This is a genomic window from Streptomyces sp. NPDC046862 (assembly GCF_040704615.1).
GTDB lineage: Bacteria > Actinomycetota > Actinomycetes > Streptomycetales > Streptomycetaceae > Streptomyces.
Genome location: NZ_JBEYXP010000008.1, coordinates 217,024 through 237,932 on the forward strand (window position 1 = coordinate 217,024; position 20,909 = coordinate 237,932).

A 20,909-nucleotide genomic window follows, 5' to 3' on the forward strand; every position below is an offset into this window, starting at 1 on the left:
TGGCACGGGCATAGACGGATCGGCGCACGCGGGCCGCACCACTGGCGGCCACAAGCACCACCCACGCACCAGGGGCACCAAAGGCACCGCCCGCACAATCACCACGCCACAAGCACGACGAACAGCCGCCACGAACGGCCAACGCAGGACAACGCAGGACCGCAGGACAACGCAGGACCGCAGGACCGCAGGACAACGGGGGCACGAGGGAGGGGAGCACGTATGGGGTCTGAGAAGATCCGCCGCTGGGAGTCGGGCGCACTCGCACACGCCGTGACGGACCCCTTCGGCCAGGGTCCCGTCCCCTGGCTCCGGGGCGCCGAGACCTACTTCGACGACAGTGGCCAGATCGTCCCCTGGTACGTCGACCAGACCGACGAGCACACGCCGTCCGGCTCCACACCCCGCAAAGGAGCCGGCGGAGCCAGGGGCCCCCGGGTCCCCGGCCCCCGAAGGGAACCCGAACACGTCAACGGCCCCCGCGCCGCCGACGACGTGCGCCGCCAGATCAAGGGGTTCACGACCACCGGCGCCACGGTCCCCGGTGAGTCGATCGACTTCCACATCACGGTGGACCCGCCCCAGGAGTTCAGCGTCGACATCTACCGGATCGGGCACTACGGGGGCGACGGCGCCAGCAAGATCACCACCAGCCCGCGCCTGTCCGGCATCGTCCAGCACCCGCCGCTCACCGCCGACCGCACCGTCTCCTGTCACCACTGGTGGCTCTCCTGGCGCCTGCAGGTCCCGACCAACTGGAAGATCGGCGCGTACGTGGCCGTGCTCACCACCGCCGACGGCTACCGCTCGCACGTCCCGTTCACCATCCGCGACAACCACCCGGCCGACCTGCTCCTCGTCCTGCCGGACGTGACCTGGCAGGCGTACAACCTGTACCCGGAGGACGGCCGCACCGGCGCCAGCCTGTACCACGCCTGGGACGAGGACGGCCGTCTCCTCGGTGAGGCGGACGCGGCGACCACGGTCTCCTTCGACCGCCCGTACGCGGGCGCGGGCCTGCCCCTCCACGTCGGCCACGCCTACGACTTCATCCGCTGGGCCGAGCGCTACGGCTACGACCTCGCCTACGCCGACGCCCGCGACCTGCACGCCGGCCGCGTCGACCCCACCCGCTACAGCGGCCTGGTCTTCCCCGGGCACGACGAGTACTGGTCGCACGCCATGCGCCGCACCGTGGAACTCGCCCGTGACCAGGGCACCTCCCTCGTCTTCCTCTCCGCCAACACCATGTACTGGCAGGTGGAGCTGGCCCCGTCCCCGTCCGGCGTCCCCGACCGGCTGCTGACCTGCCGCAAGCGAAAGGGACCGGGCAGGCCCGTACTGTGGCGCGAGATCGACCGGTCCGAGCAGGAAGTGATCGGCATCCAGTACGAGGGGAGGGTGCCCGACCCCCACCCGCTGGTCGTGCGCAACGCGGACCACTGGCTGTGGGAGGCGACCGGCACACAGGAGGGCGACGAACTGGAGGGCATGGTCGCCGGCGAGGCCGACCGGTACTTCCCGCGCGCCCCGCTCCCCGAGCACCAGGGCCGCATCCTTCTCGCGCACTCGCCGTACCGGGACAGCGAGGGCGTCATCCGCCACCAGGAGACCTCCCTCTACCGGGCTCCCTCCGGCGCCTGGGTGTTCGCTTCGGGAACGTTCGCCTGGTCCCCGGCCCTCGACCGCCCCGGCCATGTCGACACCCGTATCCAGCGAGCCACGGCCAACCTCCTGGACCGCATCTGCAAGCGGGAATGACCCCCTCCGGTCCTCCCTCCGGGAGGGCACCCGGGTGGACCCCCAGCTGGACCGATCCCCCGCATACGGGAGAATCGAGCCACTTGGACATCACCACGCGGAGGAACCGTGCCCGGATTCGTAGAAAAGCCCGAGCCCATCCAGGTGCCGGGCCTGGTGCATCTGCACACCGGCAAGGTGCGCGAGCTGTACCGGAACGAGGCCGGCGACCTCGTGATGGTCGCCAGTGACCGCACGTCCGCCTTCGACTGGGTGCTGCCGACCGAGATCCCGGACAAGGGCCGCGCCCTGACCCAGCTCTCGCTGTGGTGGTTCGACCAGATCGCCGACCTGGTCCCGCACCACGTCCTGAGCACCGACCTCCCGGCCGGTGCGCCCGCCGACTGGGAGGGCCGCACCCTGGTCTGCAAGTCCCTGCGGATGGTGCCCGTGGAGTGCGTGGCCCGCGGGTACCTCACGGGCTCGGGCCTCGCCGAGTACAAGGAGACCCGCACGGTCTGCGGCCTCGCCCTGCCCGAAGGACTCGTCGACGGCTCGGAACTCCCCGCCCCGATCTTCACCCCCGCCACCAAGGCCGCGGTCGGCGACCACGACGAGAACGTCTCCTACGAGGAGGTCGCCCGCCAGGTCGGCGCCGACACCGCAGCCCAGCTGCGCCAGGCGACCCTCGCCGTCTACGACCGTGCCCGTGAGATCGCCCGGGAGCGCGGCATCATCCTCGCGGACACGAAGTTCGAGTTCGGCTTCGAATCCAATGCTGTGGCCCAAGGGGCCTCCGTTGAGGGTGGTGGTGGGCGACGGGAGGGCGACACCCTGGTCATCGCCGACGAGGTCCTCACCCCCGACTCCTCCCGCTTCTGGCCCGCCGACCAGTGGCAGCCGGGCCGCACCCAGGCGTCCTTCGACAAGCAGTTCGTACGGGACTGGCTCACCTCCCCGGCCTCCGGCTGGGACCGCACGGGCGAGGAGCCCCCGCCGCCCCTGCCCGAGGAGATCGTGGCCGCGACCCGCGCGAAGTACGTCGAGGCGTACGAGCGTCTGACGGGCACGACCTGGAGCTGACCGCAGGCCCTGCCCCCGGGCCCTGCCCCGGGACCGCTGACCCTGACTGACCGCACGACGAAGGCCCCGGTCGAGATGACCGGGGCCTTCGTGAAGCGAGCGGACGACGAGGCTCGAACTCGCGACCTCAACCTTGGCAAGGTTGCGCTCTACCAACTGAGCTACGTCCGCACTGCGCCGTGGCGCGAGAGCAACTATACCCAACCTCGCTCACGGGCGAGACGTACCGCGGCATGACGGTTCTCGGCCCCGAGCTTGGTGGCGGCCGACGACAGGTAGTTCCGTACGGTCCCCGGTGACAGCGCGGCCCGTTCGGCGATCTCCGTGACGGGCGCCCCGTCGGCGGCCAGCTCCAGCACCTCGGCCTCCCGCGTGGTCAGCGGTGAGTCCCCGGCGGAGATCGCGTCGGCGGCCAACTCCGGGTCCACGTAACGGTTCCCCGCATGCACCGTGCGGATGATCTCGGCGAGCCGCTGGGCGCTGACGGTCTTGGGGACGAACCCGCGCACTCCCGCCGCGAGGGCCCGCTTCAGATGCCCGGGCCGCCCGTGACTGGTCACGATCAGCACCTGGCAGCCGGGCAGTTCGGCGCGCAGGGATGTGGCGACCTTCACACCGTCCGCGCCGGGCATCTGAAGATCCAGGACGGCGACGTCGGGCTCGTGCGCCCGTGCCATGGCCAGCGCCTCGGGGCCGGTCGCGGCCTCGGCGACGATCACGAGGTCGTCCTCCAGGGCGAGCAGTGCCGCCAGGGCGCCCCGGATCAGATGCTCGTCGTCGGCGAGCAGCAGCCGCACACTCACGCCGTGACCTCGCTGACCGCCAACGGCACATCGGCCACCACCCGGAACACGCCCTTGCGCACCCGGCCGGCCTCCAGGGTCCCGTCCACCGCGGCGAGCCGCTCCCGCAGCCCGGCCAGCCCCGAGCCCCGGCTCTCCGGTGGGACGTCGGACGCCCCGTCGTTCTCCACGGTCAGCACCACACGCCCCTCCAGCACCCGTATCCCCACCTCACACCGCCCGGCATCCCCGTGCCGCAGTACGTTCGTGGCCGCCTCCCGCACGACCCACCCCAGGGCCGACTGCACGTCGGCGGGCAGCCCGGCCGTCTCCCCGCGCACCTCGCACGCGATGCCGGCTGCGGTCAACACCCCGTGGGCACCGGCCAGTTCGGCCCCCAGATCGATCTCCCGGTACCCGCGTACGACGTCCCGCACCTCGCGCTGCGACTCCTGCGCGATCCGCTGCACCTCGATCATCTGCTCCACGGCCTCGGGACGCTCCCGGCGAGCCAGCTGCACCGCGAGCTCGCTCTTGAGCGCGATCACGGCCAGGTTCCGGCCGATCACGTCGTGCAGGTCGCGCCCGAAGCGCAGCCGCTCCTCGGCGACGGCGAGCCGGGCACGGGTCTCGCGGGCCTCGTCGAGTTCGTAGACGGCGTTGAGGAGCCACACGGAGAACATGGAGGTGGCGGCGAGGAACGCGGCGCCCACCAGGACCGCGATCCCGATACCCAGCGCGGCCGCCCCGGGGACGCCCAGAGGGAGGGACACCGCAGCCGTGCCGGCCGCGAAGCCCGTCACCACTGCGAACACCCGCCGCCGGTTGCGGACCCCGAGCGCGATGGTGCCCGCGCCGAATACCAGCACACCCGCGAAGACGGTGCCCGCGGCCGTGTCGACCGCGTCGCCCTTCGGGCCGTACTCCTGGAGCGCCAGCGCGGCGACGGCGAGCGAGAAGGTGGCCGCGCCGAGCGTCCACAACAGCCGCAGCGGTTGTTCGCGCCGGCCGCGAGTCCAGTCGAGCGCCCGTGAGGCGGTCACGGCGCACAGTGCCGCGTGCCCGGTCACCAGGGCCAGCAGCCAGCTCGCGAGGCCCGAGCCCACCTGGCCGAGCACCGGGAGCCCGATCGCCGCACCCTCGATCACGGCGAAGAAGTGGAACGACCAGCGGGTGTACGTCTCGACCTTGGCGGGCGTGCTCTTGCGCCGCCACCAACCGCCCGTACCGCTCATCCCCTCGTACCCCCCACGGGTCAGCGCCGCGGCTCCCACCGGAACCACCGCCGTACAGCAAACACCGCGAGCACGGTCCAGGCCACCGCCGTGGCGACGGCGCCCAGGGTGTCGTGCGCGGACAGCTCCCCGGTCCAGCCGCCGCGCAGCAGCGTGATCACCGGTGTCAGCGGCAGCAGTTCGCACAGCGAGGCCAGGTTGTCGGGCATGAGCTCCAGCGGGAAGAACGTGCCCGACCCGAGCAACGAGATCAGCATCAGCGGCATGGCGGCGACCTGGGCGCCCTCCACGCTCTTGCTGAAGCTCGCCACGACGGCCGCGAGAGCGGGCCACATGACGAATCCCAACAACAGCCCCAGAAGGGCGAGAAGAGGTGCCTCGGGCGCCCCGACGTCCATGAGTACGGCACAGGCGACCACCAGAACCACGCACTGGACGAGGCCGATCACCACCGACGGCAGCGCGGCGCCGGCGAGGATCTCCACGTCCCGCAGCTCTCCGGTGCGCAGCCGCTTGAGGACCAGCTCCTCGCGCCGGGCCGCGTACACGCTCACCAGGGAGCTGTAGACCGCGAAGAGCAGCGAGAACCCGACGACGGACGGCAACAGGACGGAGCCCACCGAGAGTCCGGTGCCGTCCAGGTCCATCTGGTCGATCGTCGAGCGCAGGCTGAACGGCATGACCAACGGCACGAACAGCGCCGCCACCAGCGTGGCCTTCGTGCGGGTCAGCAGGGTCAACTCGGCCCGGGCCAGGGCGGCCATGCGCCCGGCGGGCGTGGTCGTCCCCGACGTGCCCGTCGTCTGCGCGGGAGTACCCGCCCGCACGTTCGTCGACGCGCTCATACGGCGGCCCCCTTTCCGGCCTTCGCCTCAACACGCGCCTCGTCAGCGATGCCGGAGGCCCCCGAGGCCTCGCGGGCGATCCGCAGGAACGCCTCCTCCAGGGACGCCGAGCGGATGTCGAGGCCGCCGAGCTCGACGCGGGCGTGCTCGGCCCACAGCAGCAGCCGGGTGGCGGTGCGCTGGAGTTCGTTCGTCCGCAGCCGGACCGTGCGGCCCGCCGTCTCGTGGTCGGTCACGCCGAGTTCGGCCAGTGGGGGAAGGTCGCCCAGGAAGTAGCCGCCGGGCAGGTCGAAGGAGATGCGGGACGGCTGGGTCGCGGTGACCTCCGCCGGGGTGCCGGTCGCCGCGATACGGCCCTCGTGGAGGATCGCCAGGCGGTCGGCCAGGTCCTCCGCCTCTTCCAGGTAGTGCGTGGTGAGCAGGACCGTCGTACCCCCGTCACGAAGCTCCCGCACCAACTCCCAGGTGTCCTGACGTCCTTCGGCGTCGAGTCCGGTCGTCGGCTCGTCGAGGAAGAGGACCTCGGGGCGGCCGAGGAGTGCGAGCGCCAGGTCGAGGCGCCGTTTCTCACCTCCGGACAGCTGCTTCACCCGCACCCCGGACCGCTTGGCCAGGCCGACGAGTTCCAGGGCCTCCCCCGTGGGGCGCGCCCCGCTCGTGCAGCCCGCCCACATCCGCACCGTCTCCGCGACGGTCAGTTCGGAGGGGAAGCCGCCCTCCTGCAACATCACGCCGATCCGTGGCCGGACGGCCGACCGCTCCTCGTAGGGATCGTGTCCGAGCACCCGCACCCGCCCCGCGGCCGGTGGTGCCAGGCCCTCCAACAACTCGACCGTCGACGTCTTGCCCGCGCCATTCGTGCCCAGGAGCGCGAAGAGTTCCCCCTGGCCCACGGAGAACGTGATCCCCCGCACGGCCTCGAAACCGCCCCCGTACACGCGCCGCAGGTCAGTGACCTCAATCACGTCCTCGTGCCCGTTCGTTTTCATGCCTTCAGCCTCCCCTCCGCCCGACGCCGGCAGCAGTGCGACCTGTCATCACTCCCCATGACAAATGTCAGTCGCGAACTGTGGGCGGAAGCAGAGGAGGCAGCGGAAGCAGCGGAGTCGGCCCGCGCATACGCGCGCACACGAAAAAGGCCCCGGTCGAATGACCGAGGCCCTACTTCGTGCGGTACTTCCTGGAGCGGACGACGAGGTTCGAACTCGCGACCTCAACCTTGGCAAGGTTGCGCTCTACCAACTGAGCTACGTCCGCATTGCATCCGACCGGCTCTCACCGATCGGCGCGAGCATCAGCCTACCTGATCCACAGAGGTGGTCGGACCGGCGATGCGGAGCGGGTGACAGGAATTGCACACTGCGCCTTCCCCCTGGAAGGGGGATGTTCTACTACTGAACTACACCCGCGTGACTCCGTGAGCTGGGCCTTTCGGCTTTGCCCCTCGGCGTGCTCCAGACTCTAGCTGATCAGCGGGGGTGCTGCGCAAGTCGGTTGTCCCCAGGGGCGGATGGCCGGCGCCCGCCCGGCCCCCGAGGCCCGGAGGGCTCAGGGGTCCGAAGGGGTGACGGCTCAGTGCGCCGCCGCGAACGCCTCGTAGACCTTCTTGGGGATCCTTCCGCGTGCGGGGACGTCCATCTTGTGGGACTGGGCCCACGCGCGGACGGCGGACGGGTCGGGGGCCACGTCGGTCTGCTTGTACGCCTTGCCGGACCTCGAGCGCTTGCGGCCGGCCTCCAGGTAGGGGGCCAGGGCCTTGCGCAGTTTCTGGGCATTGGCTGGGTTGAGGTCGATCTCGTACGACTTGCCGTCGAGTCCGAAGGCGATCGTTTCCGCCGCTTCCGAGCCGTCGATGTCGTCGAAGAGAGTGACTACGACACGCTGCGCCACGAATATCGGTCCCTTCGTGCGACACCTCGTTGATGCGATCACCTCGATGACGTGCTGTTACGCCACGGAGGAGTCGGACGAGATGTCGGCTGTCCGGCGGTAATTGGGCTATTGGGCAAAGTATCGGCTATTGCCAATTCCTTTGTACAGGGCCCAGCATTGCAATGTGAAGCCCGACTAAAACTGTCCGCGTGTCTGCTGCGCAATAGGTATCCCGGATCTTTCCCAGAACTTTCCACCGTGTCAGCAACCCGATGCCGGATCGTGACGGTGCTCACGTAGATTCCTACGAATCTACCCGCGTAGAAATTTTGTGCGGGTAGTCTGAAGGAACCTGCTCAGCACCACACACCGGGAGTGCCAGTGGCACGCGTCGTAGTCGACGTCATGCTCAAGCCGGAGATCCTCGACCCCCAGGGCCAGGCGGTGCAGCGCGCGCTGCCGCGCCTCGGTTTCGAGGGCGTCTCCGACGTACGTCAGGGAAAGCGTTTCGAACTGGAAGTGGACGGACCGGTGGACGACGCCGCGCTTGCCCGCATCCATGAACTGGCGGAATCCTTCCTCGCCAACACCGTGATCGAGGACTTCATCGTCAAGGTGGAGGAAGAGAAGGCGGAGGCAGGAAAGTGACCGCACGTATTGGCGTCGTCACTTTCCCGGGCAGCCTCGACGACCGGGACACGCAGCGCGCGATCCGGCTCGCCGGTGCCGAGCCGGTGGCACTCTGGCACAAGGACAAGGACCTGAAGCAGGTCGACGCCGTGGTGCTGTGCGGTGGTTTCTCCTACGGCGACTATCTGCGCGCCGGGGCCATCGCGCGTTTCTCGCCGGTGATGGAGCCCCTGCTGGAGCAGGCCAGGGCCGGACTGCCGGTGCTCGGCATCTGCAACGGCTTCCAGATCCTCACCGAGGCGCATCTGCTGCCCGGCACCATGCTGCGCAACGACCACCTGCACTTCATCTGCCGCGACCAGAAGCTGCGGGTGGAGAACGCGGAGACCGCCTGGACCACCGACTACTCGGCCGGCCAGGAGATCCACATCCCGCTGAAGAACAACGACGGGCAGTACGTCGCCGACGCGTACACGCTCGACAAGCTGGAGGCCGAGGGCCGCGTAGCCTTCCGCTACCTTGACTTCAACCCCAACGGGTCGCAGAGGGACATCGCCGGCGTCACCAACGAGGCCGGAAACGTCGTCGGCCTGATGCCGCACCCGGAGCACGCCGTCGAGCCGCTCATCGGCACCGGCCGCACCGACGGCCTCCCCTTCTTCACCTCGATCCTCAAGAAGCTGGTCAACGCATGAGCCGGACGCCTCTGGACACGGTCGAGCACGCGGCCGCGACCCCCGACGTCGAGCTGCCCTGGGCCGAACTCGGCCTGAAGAAGGACGAGTACGAGCGGGTCGTGGAGATCCTCGGCCGCCGGCCCACCGGTGCCGAACTCGCCATGTACTCGGTCATGTGGTCCGAGCACTGCTCGTACAAGTCCTCCAAGGTCCACCTCCGCCAGTTCGGCGAGAAGGCCCCCGAGTCCGACGCCCTGCTCGTCGGCATCGGTGAGAACGCCGGTGTCGTCGACGTCGGCCACGGTTACGCGGTCACCTTCAAGGTCGAGTCGCACAACCACCCCTCGTACGTCGAGCCCTACCAGGGCGCGGCCACGGGCGTCGGCGGCATCGTGCGCGACATCATCGCGATGGGCGCCCGGCCGGTCGCCGTCGTCGATCCCCTCCGCTTCGGTGCGGCCGACCACCCCGACACCAAGCGTGTCCTCCCCGGTGTCGTCGCCGGTATCGGCGGCTACGGCAACTGCCTGGGACTGCCCAACATCGGTGGCGAGGTCGTCTTCGACGCCTGCTACCAGGGCAACCCGCTGGTCAACGCCGGTGCCATCGGCGTCATGCGGCACGAGGACATCCACCTGGCCAAGGCGTCCGGCGCGGGCAACAAGGTCATCCTGTACGGCGCCCGCACGGGCGGTGACGGCATCGGCGGCGCGTCCATCCTCGCCTCCGAGACCTTCGACGACGCCAAGCCGTCGAAGCGTCCCGCCGTCCAGGTCGGCGACCCCTTCCAGGAGAAGCTCCTCATCGAGTGCACCCTGGAGGCCTTCCAGGAGAAGCTGGTCGTCGGAATCCAGGACCTGGGTGCGGCGGGCCTGTCCTGCGCCACGTCCGAGCTCGCGTCGAACGGCTCGGGCGGCATGCGCGTGACGCTCGACGACGTCCCGCTCCGCGACTCCACGCTCTCGCCCGAGGAAATCCTCATGAGCGAGTCGCAGGAACGCATGTGCGCGGTCGTCGAGCCGGACAAGGTCGACCGCTTCCTGGAGATCTGCGACAAGTGGGACGTCATCGCCACCGTCATCGGTGAGGTGACCGACGGCGACCGCCTGGAGATCTACTGGCACGGCGGCAAGATCGTCGACGTCGACCCGCGTACGGTCGCCCACGACGGCCCGGTCTACGAGCGCCCGTACGCCCGCCCGTCCTGGCAGGACGAGCTCCAGGCCGACGATGCGAACAAGCTGCCCCGGCCTTCGACGAGCGACGAGCTGAAGGACCAGGTCCTGAAGCTGGTGGCGTCCCCCAACCAGGCCTCCAAGTCCTGGATCACCTCCCAGTACGACCACTTCGTGCAGGGCAACACGGTCCTCGCCCAGCCCGAGGACTCGGGGATGATCCGCGTCGACGAGGAGTCCGGCCTCGGTGTCGCCATCGCGACCGACGGCAACGGCCGATACGCGAAGCTCGACCCGTACACGGGCGCGCAGCTCGCCCTGGCGGAGGCGTACCGCAATGTCGCCACCACCGGCGCCAAGCCGCTCGCGGTCTCCGACTGCCTGAACTTCGGCTCGCCCGAGGACCCGGCGGTGATGTGGCAGTTCGCCGAGGCCGTGCGCGGTCTCGCCGACGCCTGCCAGCAGCTGGGCACCCCGGTGACCGGCGGCAACGTCTCGCTCTACAACCAGACGGGCGAGGCCGCGATCCACCCGACCCCGGTCGTGGCCGTCCTCGGGGTCATCGACGACGTGGCCCGCCGTACGCCCGTGGCCTTCCAGGAGGAGGGGCAGCTGCTCTACCTCCTCGGCGAGACCCGTGAGGAGTTCGGCGGTTCGGCCTGGTCGCAGGTCGTCCACGACCACCTGGGCGGGCTGCCGCCGCAGGTGGACCTGGAGCGCGAGCGCCTGCTCGCCGAGATCCTGATCTCCGCCTCCCGCGACGGCATGATCGACTCCGCACACGACCTGTCCGACGGCGGTCTGATCCAGGCCGTGGTCGAGTCGGCCCTGCTCGGCGGCAAGGGCGCGCGGCTGGTCGTACCGGACGGGCTCGACGCCTTCACCTTCCTCCTCTCCGAGTCGGCGGGGCGCGCGGTCGTCGCCGTACCGCGCTCCGAGGAGGTCCGCTTCAACGACATGTGCGGCGCGCGCGGCCTGCCCGTCACCCGCATCGGTGTCGTCGACGGAGACACGGTGGACGTCCAGGGCGAGTTCGCGCTGACCCTGGACGAGCTGCGCACCGCCCACGAGGGGACGATCCCGGCGCTGCTGGCGTAGTCGCGCTTCACCGGCGTACGACGCCGAAAGCCCCCGTCCGGACAGGATGTTTCCGGGTGGGGGCTTCTCGCTGCTCGCTTCAGACGTGGCCGGTCAGCGGACGTAGGTCTTGAGGATCTCCGTGTCCAGCTCGAAACCGACCGGGTCGGGGACAAGGACCCTCTCGCCGAACTTGGTGGTGTGCATGTCCCGGTAGCCGCCGACCAGCCGGTCCGGTGTGCTGTGCACGGTGACGGTGCACGCGTCACGGTCGATCAGGAGGTACAGAGGGATACCGGCCTGCCCGTATGCGGCGGGCTTCTCGTGCCGGTCCCGTCGGTCGGTGTCCGAGTCGTACGAGGTGACCTCGACGACCATGAGCACCCCGTCGGGGTCGGCCCACTCGCCGTGCCCCGCGAAGTGGGCCTCGGGCGCGATCACCGCATCCGGCTTCGCCCGGCCTTCTCGGTACGACTCCACCTTGAGCCCTTGGCCGTGATACAGGTCCAGGTCGGGCCTGGCCCGCATACACCGCCGCGCCAGCCAGGACACGATGGTGTTGTGGTCTCCGTCCGCCACCTTCTTGACCCCGATCCGTCCGTTGATGAACTCCAACGTGACGGTCTCGGGACTGGCGGAGGCGATCGCTTCGAACTCCTCCACCGACATCTGAGACGTGCGCTCGGCCATAACCGTCATGTTGTACCCCTTTCCAGGCGAAGGCCAGTGTTGTCCGGGCCCGGCCATGCGGTGCCGTTTTCGCTGCCGATCACGCTCACGGGTGATTGCCGCGGGTCTTCTGCTCCGTCTGCGAGCTCCGCTTGCACGTAATTACGTAGTTCCGTAATGTCGGGCTGTGGAACTCGAACAACGCGTCGCCGACCTTGAGCGACGGCTGGCAGCGCTGGAGAACGCGCAGCACACCGCTCCCCGCCTCGGCGAAAGCGACCTCTGGGCCCTTCAAGGGCTCAAGGAGCAGTTGGCCGAGCTGGGAGCGGCCGACGGAGGCGTCCTGTTCACCGGCGCCGTACGGCTGCCGACCGGGGAGCAGTACGAGTGGCAGCACGGCGTGCTGACCGAGGGCCTGCTGGACGGCGACTGGGCCCAGGACGCCGAGTCGCTCGCCGCCCTCGGTCACCCGGTCCGGCTGCGGCTGCTGCGCGAGATCCTCGGCGGCCGGCGCACCGCGGCCGAGCTCGCCGAGCTGGACGAGGTGGGCACGACCGGCCAGATCTACCACCACCTGCGCCAGCTCTCCGCCGCCGGCTGGCTGCACACGACCACACGCGGCCGCTACGAGGTGCCGGCGGGGCGAGTGGTGCCGCTGCTGGTGGCCCTCGCCACGGCCCGGCACTGACCGAGACGACCGAGACGGAAACCCACCACACAGGGGGAACGATGTCCGCACGCAAGATCGCCAAGATCGCCTACCGCTTACTTCAGCTGACCTTCATCGGCCTGGTGATCGCCCACGTCTCGCTGGACCTGGGATATCCGTGGTGGTGGAACTTCCTGCCACTCGTCCTGTCCTACGGGATCCTCATGGCGGCCCACCGCTGGGGCGGTGCCCCGGACAGCCCGCGCGCGGCCCGCGAACCCGTCGAGGTCGCCCCACCCGTCGCGGGCCGCTGGTCCGCGCTGAACAGCCCGGCCGACCGCACCCCCAGCCACGGCACGCACGCCTACGGCCAGACGTTCGCCATCGACGTCGTGGCCGAGCCCGAGCCGGGCGCACGCCCGAAGTTCCGCTGGCTGTGGCCGCTCGTCCGACGTAACAGCGCCTTTCCGGCCTACGGCGCCCCGCTGTTCGCCGTGGCCGACGCCACCGTCGTACGGGCCGTCGACAGTCAGCGCGACCACCTCAGCCGTACGTCGCTGCCCGCGCTCCTGTACCTGATGATCCTGGAGGCCTCCGTGCGCGACCTGGCCGGTGCCAAGTGGGTCGTCGGCAACCACGTCGTGCTCGACCTCGGCAACGGCGCCTTCGCGATCTACGCCCACCTGAGGCGCGGCTCCCTCACCGTTCGCGAGGGCGACCGGGTGACCGCCGGACAGACGCTCGCCCACTGCGGCAACTCGGGCAACTCGACCGAACCCCACCTCCACTTCCAGCTGATGGACGGACCCGACCCGGACACCGCCCGCGGCATCCCCTTCACCTGGCGCGGCATCGGCGTCCCCCGCAACAACGAGATCTTCGAGGCGCCCACGACGGAATCGCAGCCCGCATAGGCTGCCGCCATGTCCCCGGCCAAGAAGCGCGTCCGCACCTACGACCCGGCCAAGATCCGCACGGCGGTGCTCGCTCAGTTCGGGAACGTACGGAAAGCCGTAGGTTCCCTCACTCCCGACCAACTCGCCGCCCCCACCCGGCTCGGCGACTGGACCGTGCGGGATCTGGCCGCGCACCTCACGATGGCCGTCGGGACCGTCAGCCGGAACCTGGAGCGCCCGGAGCCGCCCAAGGCGGAACTCGCCCTGCTGGACTGGCCCTTCGCGACCGCCGCACGCGCGGCCGACATCGACGAGGGCACGAAGGAGCTGGCGAGGGCCAACCCCGACCTCGACGCCCTCTACGCCGACACGGAACAGCGGCTCACGGCGGCCCTCGCGAGCACGCCCGGCACCCGCCTGCTCGACACCCGCACCGGCGCCATCAGCCTCGCGGACTACCTGGTCACCCGGACCGTCGAACTCGTCGTCCACACCGACGACCTGAACGCGGCGGTGCCGGGCCTCGACGTCCCGTACGACCGCCAGGCCCTCGCCGCCTGCACCCGGCTGCTCGCCGACGCGCTCGCCGTGAAGGCGCCCGGCGGTTCGACCGAGGTCCGGGTGCCGCCGTACGCCGTCGTGCAGTGCGTCGAGGGCCCGCGGCACACGCGCGGCACCCCGCCCAACGTCGTCGAGACCGACCCGCTGACCTGGATCCGGCTCGCCACGGGGCGCGAGGAATGGGCGAGCGCGGTGGGGGATGCCCGCGTCCGCGCGAGCGGTGAGCGCGCCGATCTCGGCGGTCTGCTGCCCCTCCTCGGCTGAGAAATTCACGGGAACCGCCCACGGACCCCACCCGTCCCAGCGGCATGAAGAAGCGCGGCATGAACAAGCAGCGACTGGCCCTCACCGCACTGACCCTGGTGCCGCTCGTGGTGGCCTGCGGCAGCGAGTCCGGCAGCAGCTCTGTCGGCTCCGGGTCCGGCTCGGGATCGGGCTCGTCGGCGTCCCTCAAGGGCGTCCACTGGACCGTCGACAGCCTCACCGTCGACGGGAAGAGCGAGAAGGCCCCGGGCGGCGCCTACGTGAAGATCGCCGAGGACGGCGAGGTCAACGGCAACTACGGCTGCAACGGCTTCGGTACGACCGCGACCGTCGAGGGCGACAGCGTCAAGTTCGGCACGGCACGGTCCACGGACATGGCCTGCACCGGCGTCTCGATGAAGTTCGAGGAGTCCCTCCGCCGTGCCCTGTCCGGCGGGGAGCTGAAGGCCGAGACGAGCGACGGCAAGCTCACCCTCACCTCCGACTCCGGTGCCAAGGTCGTCCTCAGCGAGGAGAAGCCCGCCCAGCTGTACGGCACGACGTGGAAGGTCACCTCCATCGTCAGGGACGGCACGGCCGTGTCGCTCTCGTCCGAGTCGAAGGACAAGGCCTGGTTCACCCTCGACGAGAAGAAGGGCACGCTCGCCGGCAGCCTCGGCTGCAACCGGGTCTCGGCGGATGCGACCGTACGCGACGGCTCGCTCACCCTCGGCACCCCCGGCACCACCCGCAGGATGTGCGACGGCTCACTCATGGACACCGAGAAGACGCTCCTGAAACTCTTCAAGAGCACGGTCGATTACAAGATCGATCAACGGACGATTACCCTGACCAGCGAAAACGGCGAGGGCATCAGCGCCGTAGCCAGCAAGTGACGTACGCGGGTCAGGGTTCCCTTACCGGCATGATCCGAGATCACCGGATTCGGACCAGTGCGCGATCTCGCCTACACTCGGTGGCGTGCCACGTGGTGACGGTCGACTCAATCACGATCTGCTCCCCGGTGAGAAGGGCCCCCAGGACGCGTGTGGCGTCTTCGGTGTCTGGGCTCCGGGCGAAGAGGTCGCAAAGCTCACGTACTTCGGGCTCTACGCCCTCCAGCATCGGGGCCAGGAATCCGCGGGTATCGCGGTCAGCAACGGCCGCCAGATCCTCGTCTTCAAGGACATGGGCCTCGTCTCGCAGGTTTTCGACGAGACCTCGCTCGGCGCGCTCCAGGGTCATATCGCGGTCGGTCACGCCCGCTACTCGACCACTGGCGCCTCCGTGTGGGAGAACGCCCAGCCGACGTTCCGGGCCACCGCGCACGGCTCCATCGCGCTCGGCCACAACGGCAACCTGGTCAACACGGCGCAGCTCGCCGAGAGGGTCGCGGACCTGCCCAAGCAGGAGGGCCGTAACACCCGGGTGGCGGCCACCAACGACACCGACCTCCTCACCGCTCTCCTCGCGGCCCAGGTCGACGACGACGGCAAGCCGCTGACCGTCGAAGAGGCCGCCCCGGTGGTCCTCCCGAAGGTCAAGGGCGCCTTCTCACTCGTCTTCATGGACGAGAACACCCTCTACGCGGCCCGTGACCCGCAGGGCATCCGCCCGCTGGTCCTCGGCCGTCTTGAGCGCGGATGGGTGGTCGCCTCCGAGTCCGCCGCCCTCGACATCTGCGGCGCCAGCTTCGTCCGCGAGATAGAGCCGGGCGAGTTCGTCGCCATCGACGAGAACGGTCTGCGCACCTCGCGATTCGCGGAAGTGAAGCCCAAGGGCTGCGTCTTCGAGTACGTGTACCTGGCCCGCCCGGACACCGACATCGCCGGCCGGAACGTCTACCTGAGCCGCGTCGAGATGGGCCGCAAGCTCGCCAAGGAGGCCCCCGCCGAGGCCGACCTGGTGATAGCGACCCCGGAGTCCGGCACCCCGGCCGCCATCGGTTACGCGGAGGCCTCCGGCATCCCCTTCGGTGCCGGCCTGGTCAAGAACGCCTACGTGGGCCGTACGTTCATCCAGCCCTCCCAGACGATCCGCCAGCTCGGTATCCGGCTGAAGCTGAACCCGCTCAAGGAAGTCATCAAGGGCAAGCGTCTGGTCGTGGTCGACGACTCGATCGTGCGCGGCAACACCCAGCGCGCGCTGGTGCGCATGCTCCGCGAGGCCGGCGCCGCCGAGGTCCACATCCGGATCTCGTCGCCGCCCGTGAAGTGGCCCTGCTTCTTCGGCATCGACTTCGCGACCCGCGCCGAGCTCATCGCCAACGGCATGACGATCGACGAGATCGGCACCTCGCTGGGCGCGGACTCGCTGGCGTACATCTCCATCGACGGCATGATCGAGGCGACCACCATCGCCAAGCCGAACCTGTGCCGCGCCTGCTTCGACGGCGAGTACCCGATGGAGCTCCCGGACCCCGAGCTGCTCGGCAAGCAGCTCCTGGAGACCGAACTGGCCGCCGGGCCCGCCGCCACGGCCGCCTCAGACGCGATCCGCCGCCCGTAAGAGCCCGTGACCCCTGTCGTACGACACGAAAGTGCCCTTTGCCATGTCTGAGACCGGTGCCAGCTACGCAGCCGCGGGAGTCGACATCGAGGCGGGCGACCGCGCCGTCGAGCTGATGAAGGAGTGGGTGAAGAAGACCCGCCGCCCCGAGGTCCTCGGCGGCCTCGGCGGCTTCGCCGGGCTCTTCGACGCCTCCGCCCTCAAGAACTACGAGCGCCCGCTGCTCGCCTCCGCCACGGACGGCGTCGGCACGAAGGTGGACGTCGCCCGGCAGCTCGGCGTGTACGACACGATCGGCCACGACCTGGTCGCGATGGTCATGGACGACATCGTGGTGTGCGGGGCCGAGCCGCTGTTCATGACCGACTACATCTGCGTCGGCAAGGTCCACCCCGAGCGGGTGGCGGCCATCGTCAAGGGCATCGCGGAGGGCTGTGTACTGGCCGGCTGCGCCCTGGTCGGCGGCGAGACGGCCGAGCACCCCGGCCTGCTGGGCCCGGACGACTTCGACGTGGCCGGCGCCGGTACGGGAGTCGTGGAGGCCGACCGGCTGCTGGGCGCGGATCGTATCCGTAAGGGTGACGCGGTCGTGGCGATGGCGTCCTCCGGGCTTCACTCCAACGGGTACTCGCTGGTCCGGCACGTGCTGCTGAACCAGGCGGGACTGTCCCTGGACGCGCGGATCGACGAGCTCGGCCGCACGCTCGGCGAGGAACTGCTGGAGCCGACGAAGATCTACTCGCTGGACTGCCTGGCGCTGATCCGCGCCGCCGAGGTGCACGCCTTCAGCCACGTCACCGGCGGAGGACTCGCGGCGAACCTCGCCCGTGTCGTCCCCGACGGACTGCACGCGATCGTCGACCGCTCCACCTGGACCCCGGCCCCCGTGTTCGACCTCGTCGGCCGCACCGGTGACGTCGAGCGGCTGGAGCTGGAGAAGACCCTGAACATGGGCGTCGGCATGATCGCGATCGTGCCCGAGGGATCGGCGGACGTCGCCCTGGCGACCCTCGCCGACCGCGGGGTCGACGCGTGGATCGCGGGTGAGATCACCGACCGCGGTGAGCACACGACGGGCGCGGCTCTGATCGGTGACTACGCCGGCTGACCTGCGCGACGGCAGCGCAAAACCCGGTCCGGCGGTGGCATGCCGCTACGGACCGGGTCAAGCACGGTCAGATCGCCAAGTCAAGCGCCGCGGCGCTGCGACGCGGGACCGGACTCGTCGTCCTCATCGTCCTCGTCGTCGTTGTACAGATCCGCGTACTGGGCGTACGGGTCATCGTCTTCGTCGTCGTCTTCGAACGGCTCGCCATTCGGCGGCTGGCTCGAAGTCGATGCGCCCAGCTCGTTGGCCAGACGCGACAGGTCAGTCCCGCCGCTGTTGTACTTCAGCTGGCGGGCGACCTTCGTCTGCTTGGCCTTGGCCCGGCCGCGCCCCATGGCTCGACCCCCTCGGTGACGGGGCTCGACGGCCCCAGAGTCTTGACGCGTTCATAATCCAGAACGGGCTCTCCGCAGAGAGACCGCCCCTAGGGCTCCCACGGTACCTGAGCCCACGCCCATACGGTACGTCGCCCGCACTGCGCGCGTGTGCACAGGACCTTTGAGGCGCCCCGTCCTCGCTGGTCAGTGGCGATTTTAACCACTTCTCGGCCGCCGACCCGCCGACGAACGTGAGAGTTCTCTCTAACTGCCCCTCGACAGGTACCGGCCAAACCTGTGGGGGCACCCTCGCGGGCGCCCCCACGGAATCTCAGCGTCCGCGTGCCGGCGACGCCTCGTGCATTCGCTGCTCGGCGATCCGGTCGGCCGCCGCGGCCGGCGGGATGCCGTCCTGATTAGCACGTGCGAAGATTTCGAGCGTGGTGTCGTAGATCTTCGCGGCCTTCCCCTTGCACCGCTCGAAGTCGAACCCGTGCAGCTCGTCGGCCACCTGGATGACCCCGCCGGCGTTCACCACGTAGTCCGGCGCGTAGAGGACGCCGCGGTCGGCGAGGTCCTTCTCGACGCCGGGGTGCGCGAGCTGGTTGTTCGCGGCGCCGCAGACCACCTTGGCGGTGAGCACGGACACGGTGTCGTCGTTCAGGGCGCCACCCAGCGCGCACGGGGCGTAGATGTCGAGGTCCTCGACACGGATCAGCGCGTCCGTGGAGGCGACGGCCCGGACGGAGGGGTGGCGCTCGGTGATCCGGCGCACGGCCTCCTCGCGCACGTCGGTGATCACGACCTCCGCGCCCTCGTTCAGCAGGTGCTCCACCAGGTGGTGCCCGACCTTGCCCACGCCCGCGATGCCGACCGTGCGGCCGCGCAGCGACGGGTCGCCCCACAGGTGGTCGGCCGAGGCCCGCATGCCCTGGTAGACGCCGAAGGCGGTCAGTACGGACGAGTCGCCGGCGCCGCCCTTCTCGGGGGAGCGGCCGGTCGTCCAGCGGCACTCGCGGGCCACGACGTCCATGTCGGCCACATACGTGCCCACGTCGCAGGCGGTCACGTACCGCCCGCCGAGCGAGGCCACGAAACGCCCGTACGCCAGCAGCAGCGCGGTCCTCTGAGGGGGCTCGATCTTCTCGGGGTCGCCGATGATCACGGCCTTGCCGCCGCCGTGGTCGAGGCCGGCCATGGCGTTCTTGTAGGACATCCCGCGCGCGAGGTTCAGGGCGTCGGCGACGGCCTCGGCCTCGTTCGGGTACGGGTAGAAGCGCGTACCGCCGAGCGCGGGGCCCAGGGCGGTGGAGTGGATGGCGATGACGGCCTTGAGGCCGCTCGCGCGGTCCTGGCAGAGCACGACTTGCTCATGACCCCCCTGCTCCGAGTGGAACAGGGTGTGCAGTACATCAGCAGCCGCGCCGGATACGTCGGTCACGGTGGTGACTCCAGTGGTAAGTAGCGGCGGTTGGGGCCGGGCTCCCGTACGGGTGGCGGGGCCCGTGGCATGAGCGTAGGGCTTGTGTCCGCTCACGATCCGCGCCGTGCTCAGCAGTGTTCAGGATCACCCTCCCGGGGAGTACGTTCGCACATGCGCGTGGGACGATTCGCAGTGTTTCCCCGCCGGCCCGCGTGCGGGACGCGGCCGGGTTTCGTGGCGGGTCCCGTGGGGAGGGAGCAGGCGTGCCCAAGGTGTCCTCGGTGATGGTTCCGTACACGTCGTACCTGCGCGTGTACGAACCGCTGGCCGCCTTCCCCGAGCCCGAGCGCAGCCACTGGGCGCGTTACGTACGGCGTCAGGACCGCCCCTCCTACCAGGAGGAACTGCGCCGCTCGCTGGAGGACCTGCTGCCCACCCCGCCGATTCCGGTGCCGGTGCACGAGAGCAGCGACGCGTTCGTGCTGGACGTCGAGGGCGTGGTCTGTGTCTGCCCGTGGCGCACCCGGCTGCGCGGCTGGCAGGCGCTCCAGGAGCTGCCCGAGGAGCTGCCCGCGCCCGTCCTGGACGCCGTGCTGCCACCGGTCCTGCGCCGCCAGGCCACCCAGGACTACGAGCGCTGGCTGGTCCGCAATCCCGACGCCCGCCCCTGGATCCGCACCTCGACCTGGCACGTGCCGCTGAACTGGTTCGTGCTGGTGGGCGACGAGGAGCGGCGCTACGACAAGGGCACGGACGCGGTCCCGCCGGCGCTGCGGTACCGGACGCCGATGGTGCAGGCGCGGCGGCGCGTGGCCCGGGGGCTGAAGGCGATGCGGGACATGATCGAGGAGGGGCCGCTGATCGACGGCCTCGTGGACGTGGGGCGCTGGCTGGAGGAGTTCCACCCGCGCTCGCTGGTCGAGCTGGACTACGGCGGCCTGGTGCACGTCCTGCCCGCCGACCAACTGGACGGGGACCACTCGGCGGCGGACGTCGCCGAGGGCATCGAGGCGCTGCGCACCGGGGACGAGGGGGCCGCCGGAGAGGCGTACGGGCGTCTGGTGGAGCGCTGGCGGGCCGTACGGGACCGACGCTCGGCGAACTGAGGCCGCTAATGGGCAGCTCGCGTCACAGAGTTGGCGATCTGTGATGGAAAGAGCTTTCCGCGAACTGTGATGTCATGGTGAACTATCGACCCTTGGCCCAGGCTTGACGCACTGAAGCGTGCGTTGGGGGGTGACGGGGGACGTACGGGTTCTGATCCGGTCTTTTGTAGCAAGTAGTCGTGAAGCGTGACGGACTGCACTTACAAGGGTCTTGCCTCTTACGCCCCTCCTCATGCCAAAATAGGACAAGGAGTCCGGGGGAGACTTCTTCTGCCCAGCTATGGGCGGAATCTCAGCATTGCACGCTATGGGG

At 69.9% G+C, this 20,909-nt stretch carries 20 protein-coding genes and 3 tRNA genes; 12 read left to right on the forward strand and 11 right to left on the reverse strand.

Going from position 1 to position 20,909, the window contains the following annotated elements; genetic code table 11:
• Window positions 1-222 precede the first annotated feature (222 nt).
• On the forward strand, window positions 223-1,761 hold the full coding sequence (locus AB0959_RS11660; protein ID WP_366826160.1) for a N,N-dimethylformamidase beta subunit family domain-containing protein: 1,539 nt from the start codon (window positions 223-225) through the stop codon (window positions 1,759-1,761).
• A 108-nt stretch (window positions 1,762-1,869) separates the two neighbouring features.
• Window positions 1,870-2,823: a phosphoribosylaminoimidazolesuccinocarboxamide synthase gene (locus AB0959_RS11665; RefSeq protein WP_366826161.1), complete on the forward strand. Its 954-nt coding sequence runs from the start codon at window positions 1,870-1,872 to the stop codon at window positions 2,821-2,823.
• A gap of 98 nt (window positions 2,824-2,921) precedes the next feature.
• Here AB0959_RS11665 and AB0959_RS11670 read toward each other — a convergent pair.
• The 8 genes from AB0959_RS11670 to AB0959_RS11705 form a co-directional block, all read right to left on the reverse strand.
• Window positions 2,922-2,994, reverse strand: a tRNA-Gly gene (locus AB0959_RS11670).
• Between the two features lie 23 nt (window positions 2,995-3,017).
• Complete coding sequence (locus AB0959_RS11675) at window positions 3,018-3,626, reverse strand: response regulator transcription factor (protein ID WP_366826162.1); 609 nt, start codon at window positions 3,624-3,626, stop codon at window positions 3,018-3,020.
• Window positions 3,623-4,840, reverse strand: a complete 1,218-nt coding sequence (locus tag AB0959_RS11680; RefSeq protein ID WP_366826163.1) for a histidine kinase — start codon at window positions 4,838-4,840, stop codon at window positions 3,623-3,625. The genes AB0959_RS11675 and AB0959_RS11680 overlap by 4 nt, the downstream gene beginning before the upstream one ends.
• Window positions 4,841-4,860: 20 nt before the next feature.
• The gene (locus AB0959_RS11685; RefSeq protein WP_366826164.1) at window positions 4,861-5,685 is read right to left on the reverse strand and encodes an ABC transporter permease; all 825 of its coding nucleotides are present in this window, start codon (window positions 5,683-5,685) and stop codon (window positions 4,861-4,863) included.
• Window positions 5,682-6,674 carry an ABC transporter ATP-binding protein gene (locus AB0959_RS11690; protein WP_366826165.1) on the reverse strand — a complete coding sequence of 331 codons (993 nt, stop codon included), beginning with the start codon at window positions 6,672-6,674 and terminating at the stop codon, window positions 5,682-5,684. Before AB0959_RS11690 ends, AB0959_RS11685 begins: the two co-directional genes overlap by 4 nt.
• A gap of 192 nt (window positions 6,675-6,866) precedes the next feature.
• Window positions 6,867-6,942 (reverse strand) — tRNA-Gly (locus AB0959_RS11695).
• 80 nt (window positions 6,943-7,022) lie between these two features.
• Window positions 7,023-7,094: transfer RNA gene (locus AB0959_RS11700), tRNA-Gly, on the reverse strand.
• Between the two features lie 163 nt (window positions 7,095-7,257).
• Window positions 7,258-7,575, reverse strand: a complete 318-nt coding sequence (locus AB0959_RS11705; RefSeq protein ID WP_366826166.1) for an Lsr2 family protein — start codon at window positions 7,573-7,575, stop codon at window positions 7,258-7,260.
• Window positions 7,576-7,938: 363 nt separating this feature from the next.
• On the opposite strand from AB0959_RS11705, the gene purS reads away from it, so the two are divergent.
• The 3 genes from purS to purL are packed head-to-tail and all read left to right on the forward strand — an operon-like array spanning window position 7,939 to window position 11,137.
• Window positions 7,939-8,205: a phosphoribosylformylglycinamidine synthase subunit PurS gene (purS, locus tag AB0959_RS11710; protein WP_366826167.1), complete on the forward strand. Its 267-nt coding sequence runs from the start codon at window positions 7,939-7,941 to the stop codon at window positions 8,203-8,205.
• Window positions 8,202-8,882, forward strand: a complete 681-nt coding sequence (gene purQ / locus AB0959_RS11715) for a phosphoribosylformylglycinamidine synthase subunit PurQ (RefSeq protein ID WP_366826168.1) — start codon at window positions 8,202-8,204, stop codon at window positions 8,880-8,882. The genes purS and purQ overlap by 4 nt, the downstream gene beginning before the upstream one ends.
• Window positions 8,879-11,137, forward strand: coding sequence for a phosphoribosylformylglycinamidine synthase subunit PurL (gene purL, locus AB0959_RS11720; RefSeq protein ID WP_366826169.1), 2,259 nt, complete (start codon window positions 8,879-8,881; stop codon window positions 11,135-11,137). The genes purQ and purL overlap by 4 nt, the downstream gene beginning before the upstream one ends.
• A gap of 93 nt (window positions 11,138-11,230) precedes the next feature.
• Here the strand turns inward: purL and AB0959_RS11725 are convergent, their stop codons facing one another.
• A complete protein-coding gene (locus AB0959_RS11725) occupies window positions 11,231-11,815 on the reverse strand; it encodes a Uma2 family endonuclease (protein ID WP_366826170.1) in 585 nt (194 codons plus the stop codon).
• A gap of 157 nt (window positions 11,816-11,972) precedes the next feature.
• On the opposite strand from AB0959_RS11725, the gene AB0959_RS11730 reads away from it, so the two are divergent.
• The 6 genes from AB0959_RS11730 (at window position 11,973) to purM (ending at window position 17,750) form a co-directional block, all read left to right on the forward strand.
• Window positions 11,973-12,473, forward strand: a complete 501-nt coding sequence (locus tag AB0959_RS11730) for a winged helix-turn-helix domain-containing protein (RefSeq protein ID WP_366826171.1) — start codon at window positions 11,973-11,975, stop codon at window positions 12,471-12,473.
• A gap of 41 nt (window positions 12,474-12,514) precedes the next feature.
• Window positions 12,515-13,348, forward strand: a complete 834-nt coding sequence (locus tag AB0959_RS11735) for a M23 family metallopeptidase (RefSeq protein WP_366826173.1) — start codon at window positions 12,515-12,517, stop codon at window positions 13,346-13,348.
• 9 nt (window positions 13,349-13,357) lie between these two features.
• Entirely contained in the window at window positions 13,358-14,155 is a 798-nt protein-coding gene (locus AB0959_RS11740; protein WP_366826175.1) for a sterol carrier family protein, read from the forward strand.
• A 59-nt stretch (window positions 14,156-14,214) separates the two neighbouring features.
• Window positions 14,215-15,030 carry an META domain-containing protein gene (locus AB0959_RS11745; protein ID WP_366826176.1) on the forward strand — a complete coding sequence of 272 codons (816 nt, stop codon included), beginning with the start codon at window positions 14,215-14,217 and terminating at the stop codon, window positions 15,028-15,030.
• An 85-nt stretch (window positions 15,031-15,115) separates the two neighbouring features.
• On the forward strand, window positions 15,116-16,642 hold the full coding sequence (purF, locus tag AB0959_RS11750; protein ID WP_366826177.1) for an amidophosphoribosyltransferase: 1,527 nt from the start codon (window positions 15,116-15,118) through the stop codon (window positions 16,640-16,642).
• A 43-nt stretch (window positions 16,643-16,685) separates the two neighbouring features.
• The gene (gene purM / locus AB0959_RS11755) at window positions 16,686-17,750 is read left to right on the forward strand and encodes a phosphoribosylformylglycinamidine cyclo-ligase (protein ID WP_366826178.1); all 1,065 of its coding nucleotides are present in this window, start codon (window positions 16,686-16,688) and stop codon (window positions 17,748-17,750) included.
• An 80-nt stretch (window positions 17,751-17,830) separates the two neighbouring features.
• Here the strand turns inward: purM and AB0959_RS11760 are convergent, their stop codons facing one another.
• Both AB0959_RS11760 and AB0959_RS11765 read right to left on the reverse strand, forming a co-directional pair.
• On the reverse strand, window positions 17,831-18,085 hold the full coding sequence (locus tag AB0959_RS11760) for a DUF3073 domain-containing protein (RefSeq protein ID WP_152773137.1): 255 nt from the start codon (window positions 18,083-18,085) through the stop codon (window positions 17,831-17,833).
• A 313-nt stretch (window positions 18,086-18,398) separates the two neighbouring features.
• Complete coding sequence (locus AB0959_RS11765) at window positions 18,399-19,508, reverse strand: Glu/Leu/Phe/Val dehydrogenase dimerization domain-containing protein (protein ID WP_366826179.1); 1,110 nt, start codon at window positions 19,506-19,508, stop codon at window positions 18,399-18,401.
• 245 nt (window positions 19,509-19,753) lie between these two features.
• On the opposite strand from AB0959_RS11765, the gene AB0959_RS11770 reads away from it, so the two are divergent.
• The gene (locus AB0959_RS11770; protein ID WP_366826180.1) at window positions 19,754-20,596 is read left to right on the forward strand and encodes a hypothetical protein; all 843 of its coding nucleotides are present in this window, start codon (window positions 19,754-19,756) and stop codon (window positions 20,594-20,596) included.
• Window positions 20,597-20,909 lie beyond the last annotated feature (313 nt).

Excerpts from the sequence above, each read along its gene's own strand:
- AB0959_RS11735 (WP_366826173.1), top strand. The coding sequence starts at position 12,515 with ATGTCCGCACGCAAGATCGCCAAGATCGCCTACCGCTTACTTCAGCTG.
- AB0959_RS11685 (WP_366826164.1), bottom strand. The coding sequence starts at position 5,685 with ATGAGCGCGTCGACGAACGTGCGGGCGGGTACTCCCGCGCAGACGACG.
- AB0959_RS11660 (WP_366826160.1), top strand. The coding sequence starts at position 223 with ATGGGGTCTGAGAAGATCCGCCGCTGGGAGTCGGGCGCACTCGCACAC.
- purL (WP_366826169.1), top strand. The coding sequence starts at position 8,879 with ATGAGCCGGACGCCTCTGGACACGGTCGAGCACGCGGCCGCGACCCCC.
- AB0959_RS11680 (WP_366826163.1), bottom strand. The coding sequence starts at position 4,840 with ATGAGCGGTACGGGCGGTTGGTGGCGGCGCAAGAGCACGCCCGCCAAG.
- AB0959_RS11690 (WP_366826165.1), bottom strand. The coding sequence starts at position 6,674 with ATGAAAACGAACGGGCACGAGGACGTGATTGAGGTCACTGACCTGCGG.
- AB0959_RS11760 (WP_152773137.1), bottom strand. The coding sequence starts at position 18,085 with ATGGGGCGCGGCCGGGCCAAGGCCAAGCAGACGAAGGTCGCCCGCCAG.
- AB0959_RS11725 (WP_366826170.1), bottom strand. The coding sequence starts at position 11,815 with ATGACGGTTATGGCCGAGCGCACGTCTCAGATGTCGGTGGAGGAGTTC.
- AB0959_RS11745 (WP_366826176.1), top strand. The coding sequence starts at position 14,215 with ATGAACAAGCAGCGACTGGCCCTCACCGCACTGACCCTGGTGCCGCTC.
- AB0959_RS11740 (WP_366826175.1), top strand. The coding sequence starts at position 13,358 with ATGTCCCCGGCCAAGAAGCGCGTCCGCACCTACGACCCGGCCAAGATC.
- purM (WP_366826178.1), top strand. The coding sequence starts at position 16,686 with ATGTCTGAGACCGGTGCCAGCTACGCAGCCGCGGGAGTCGACATCGAG.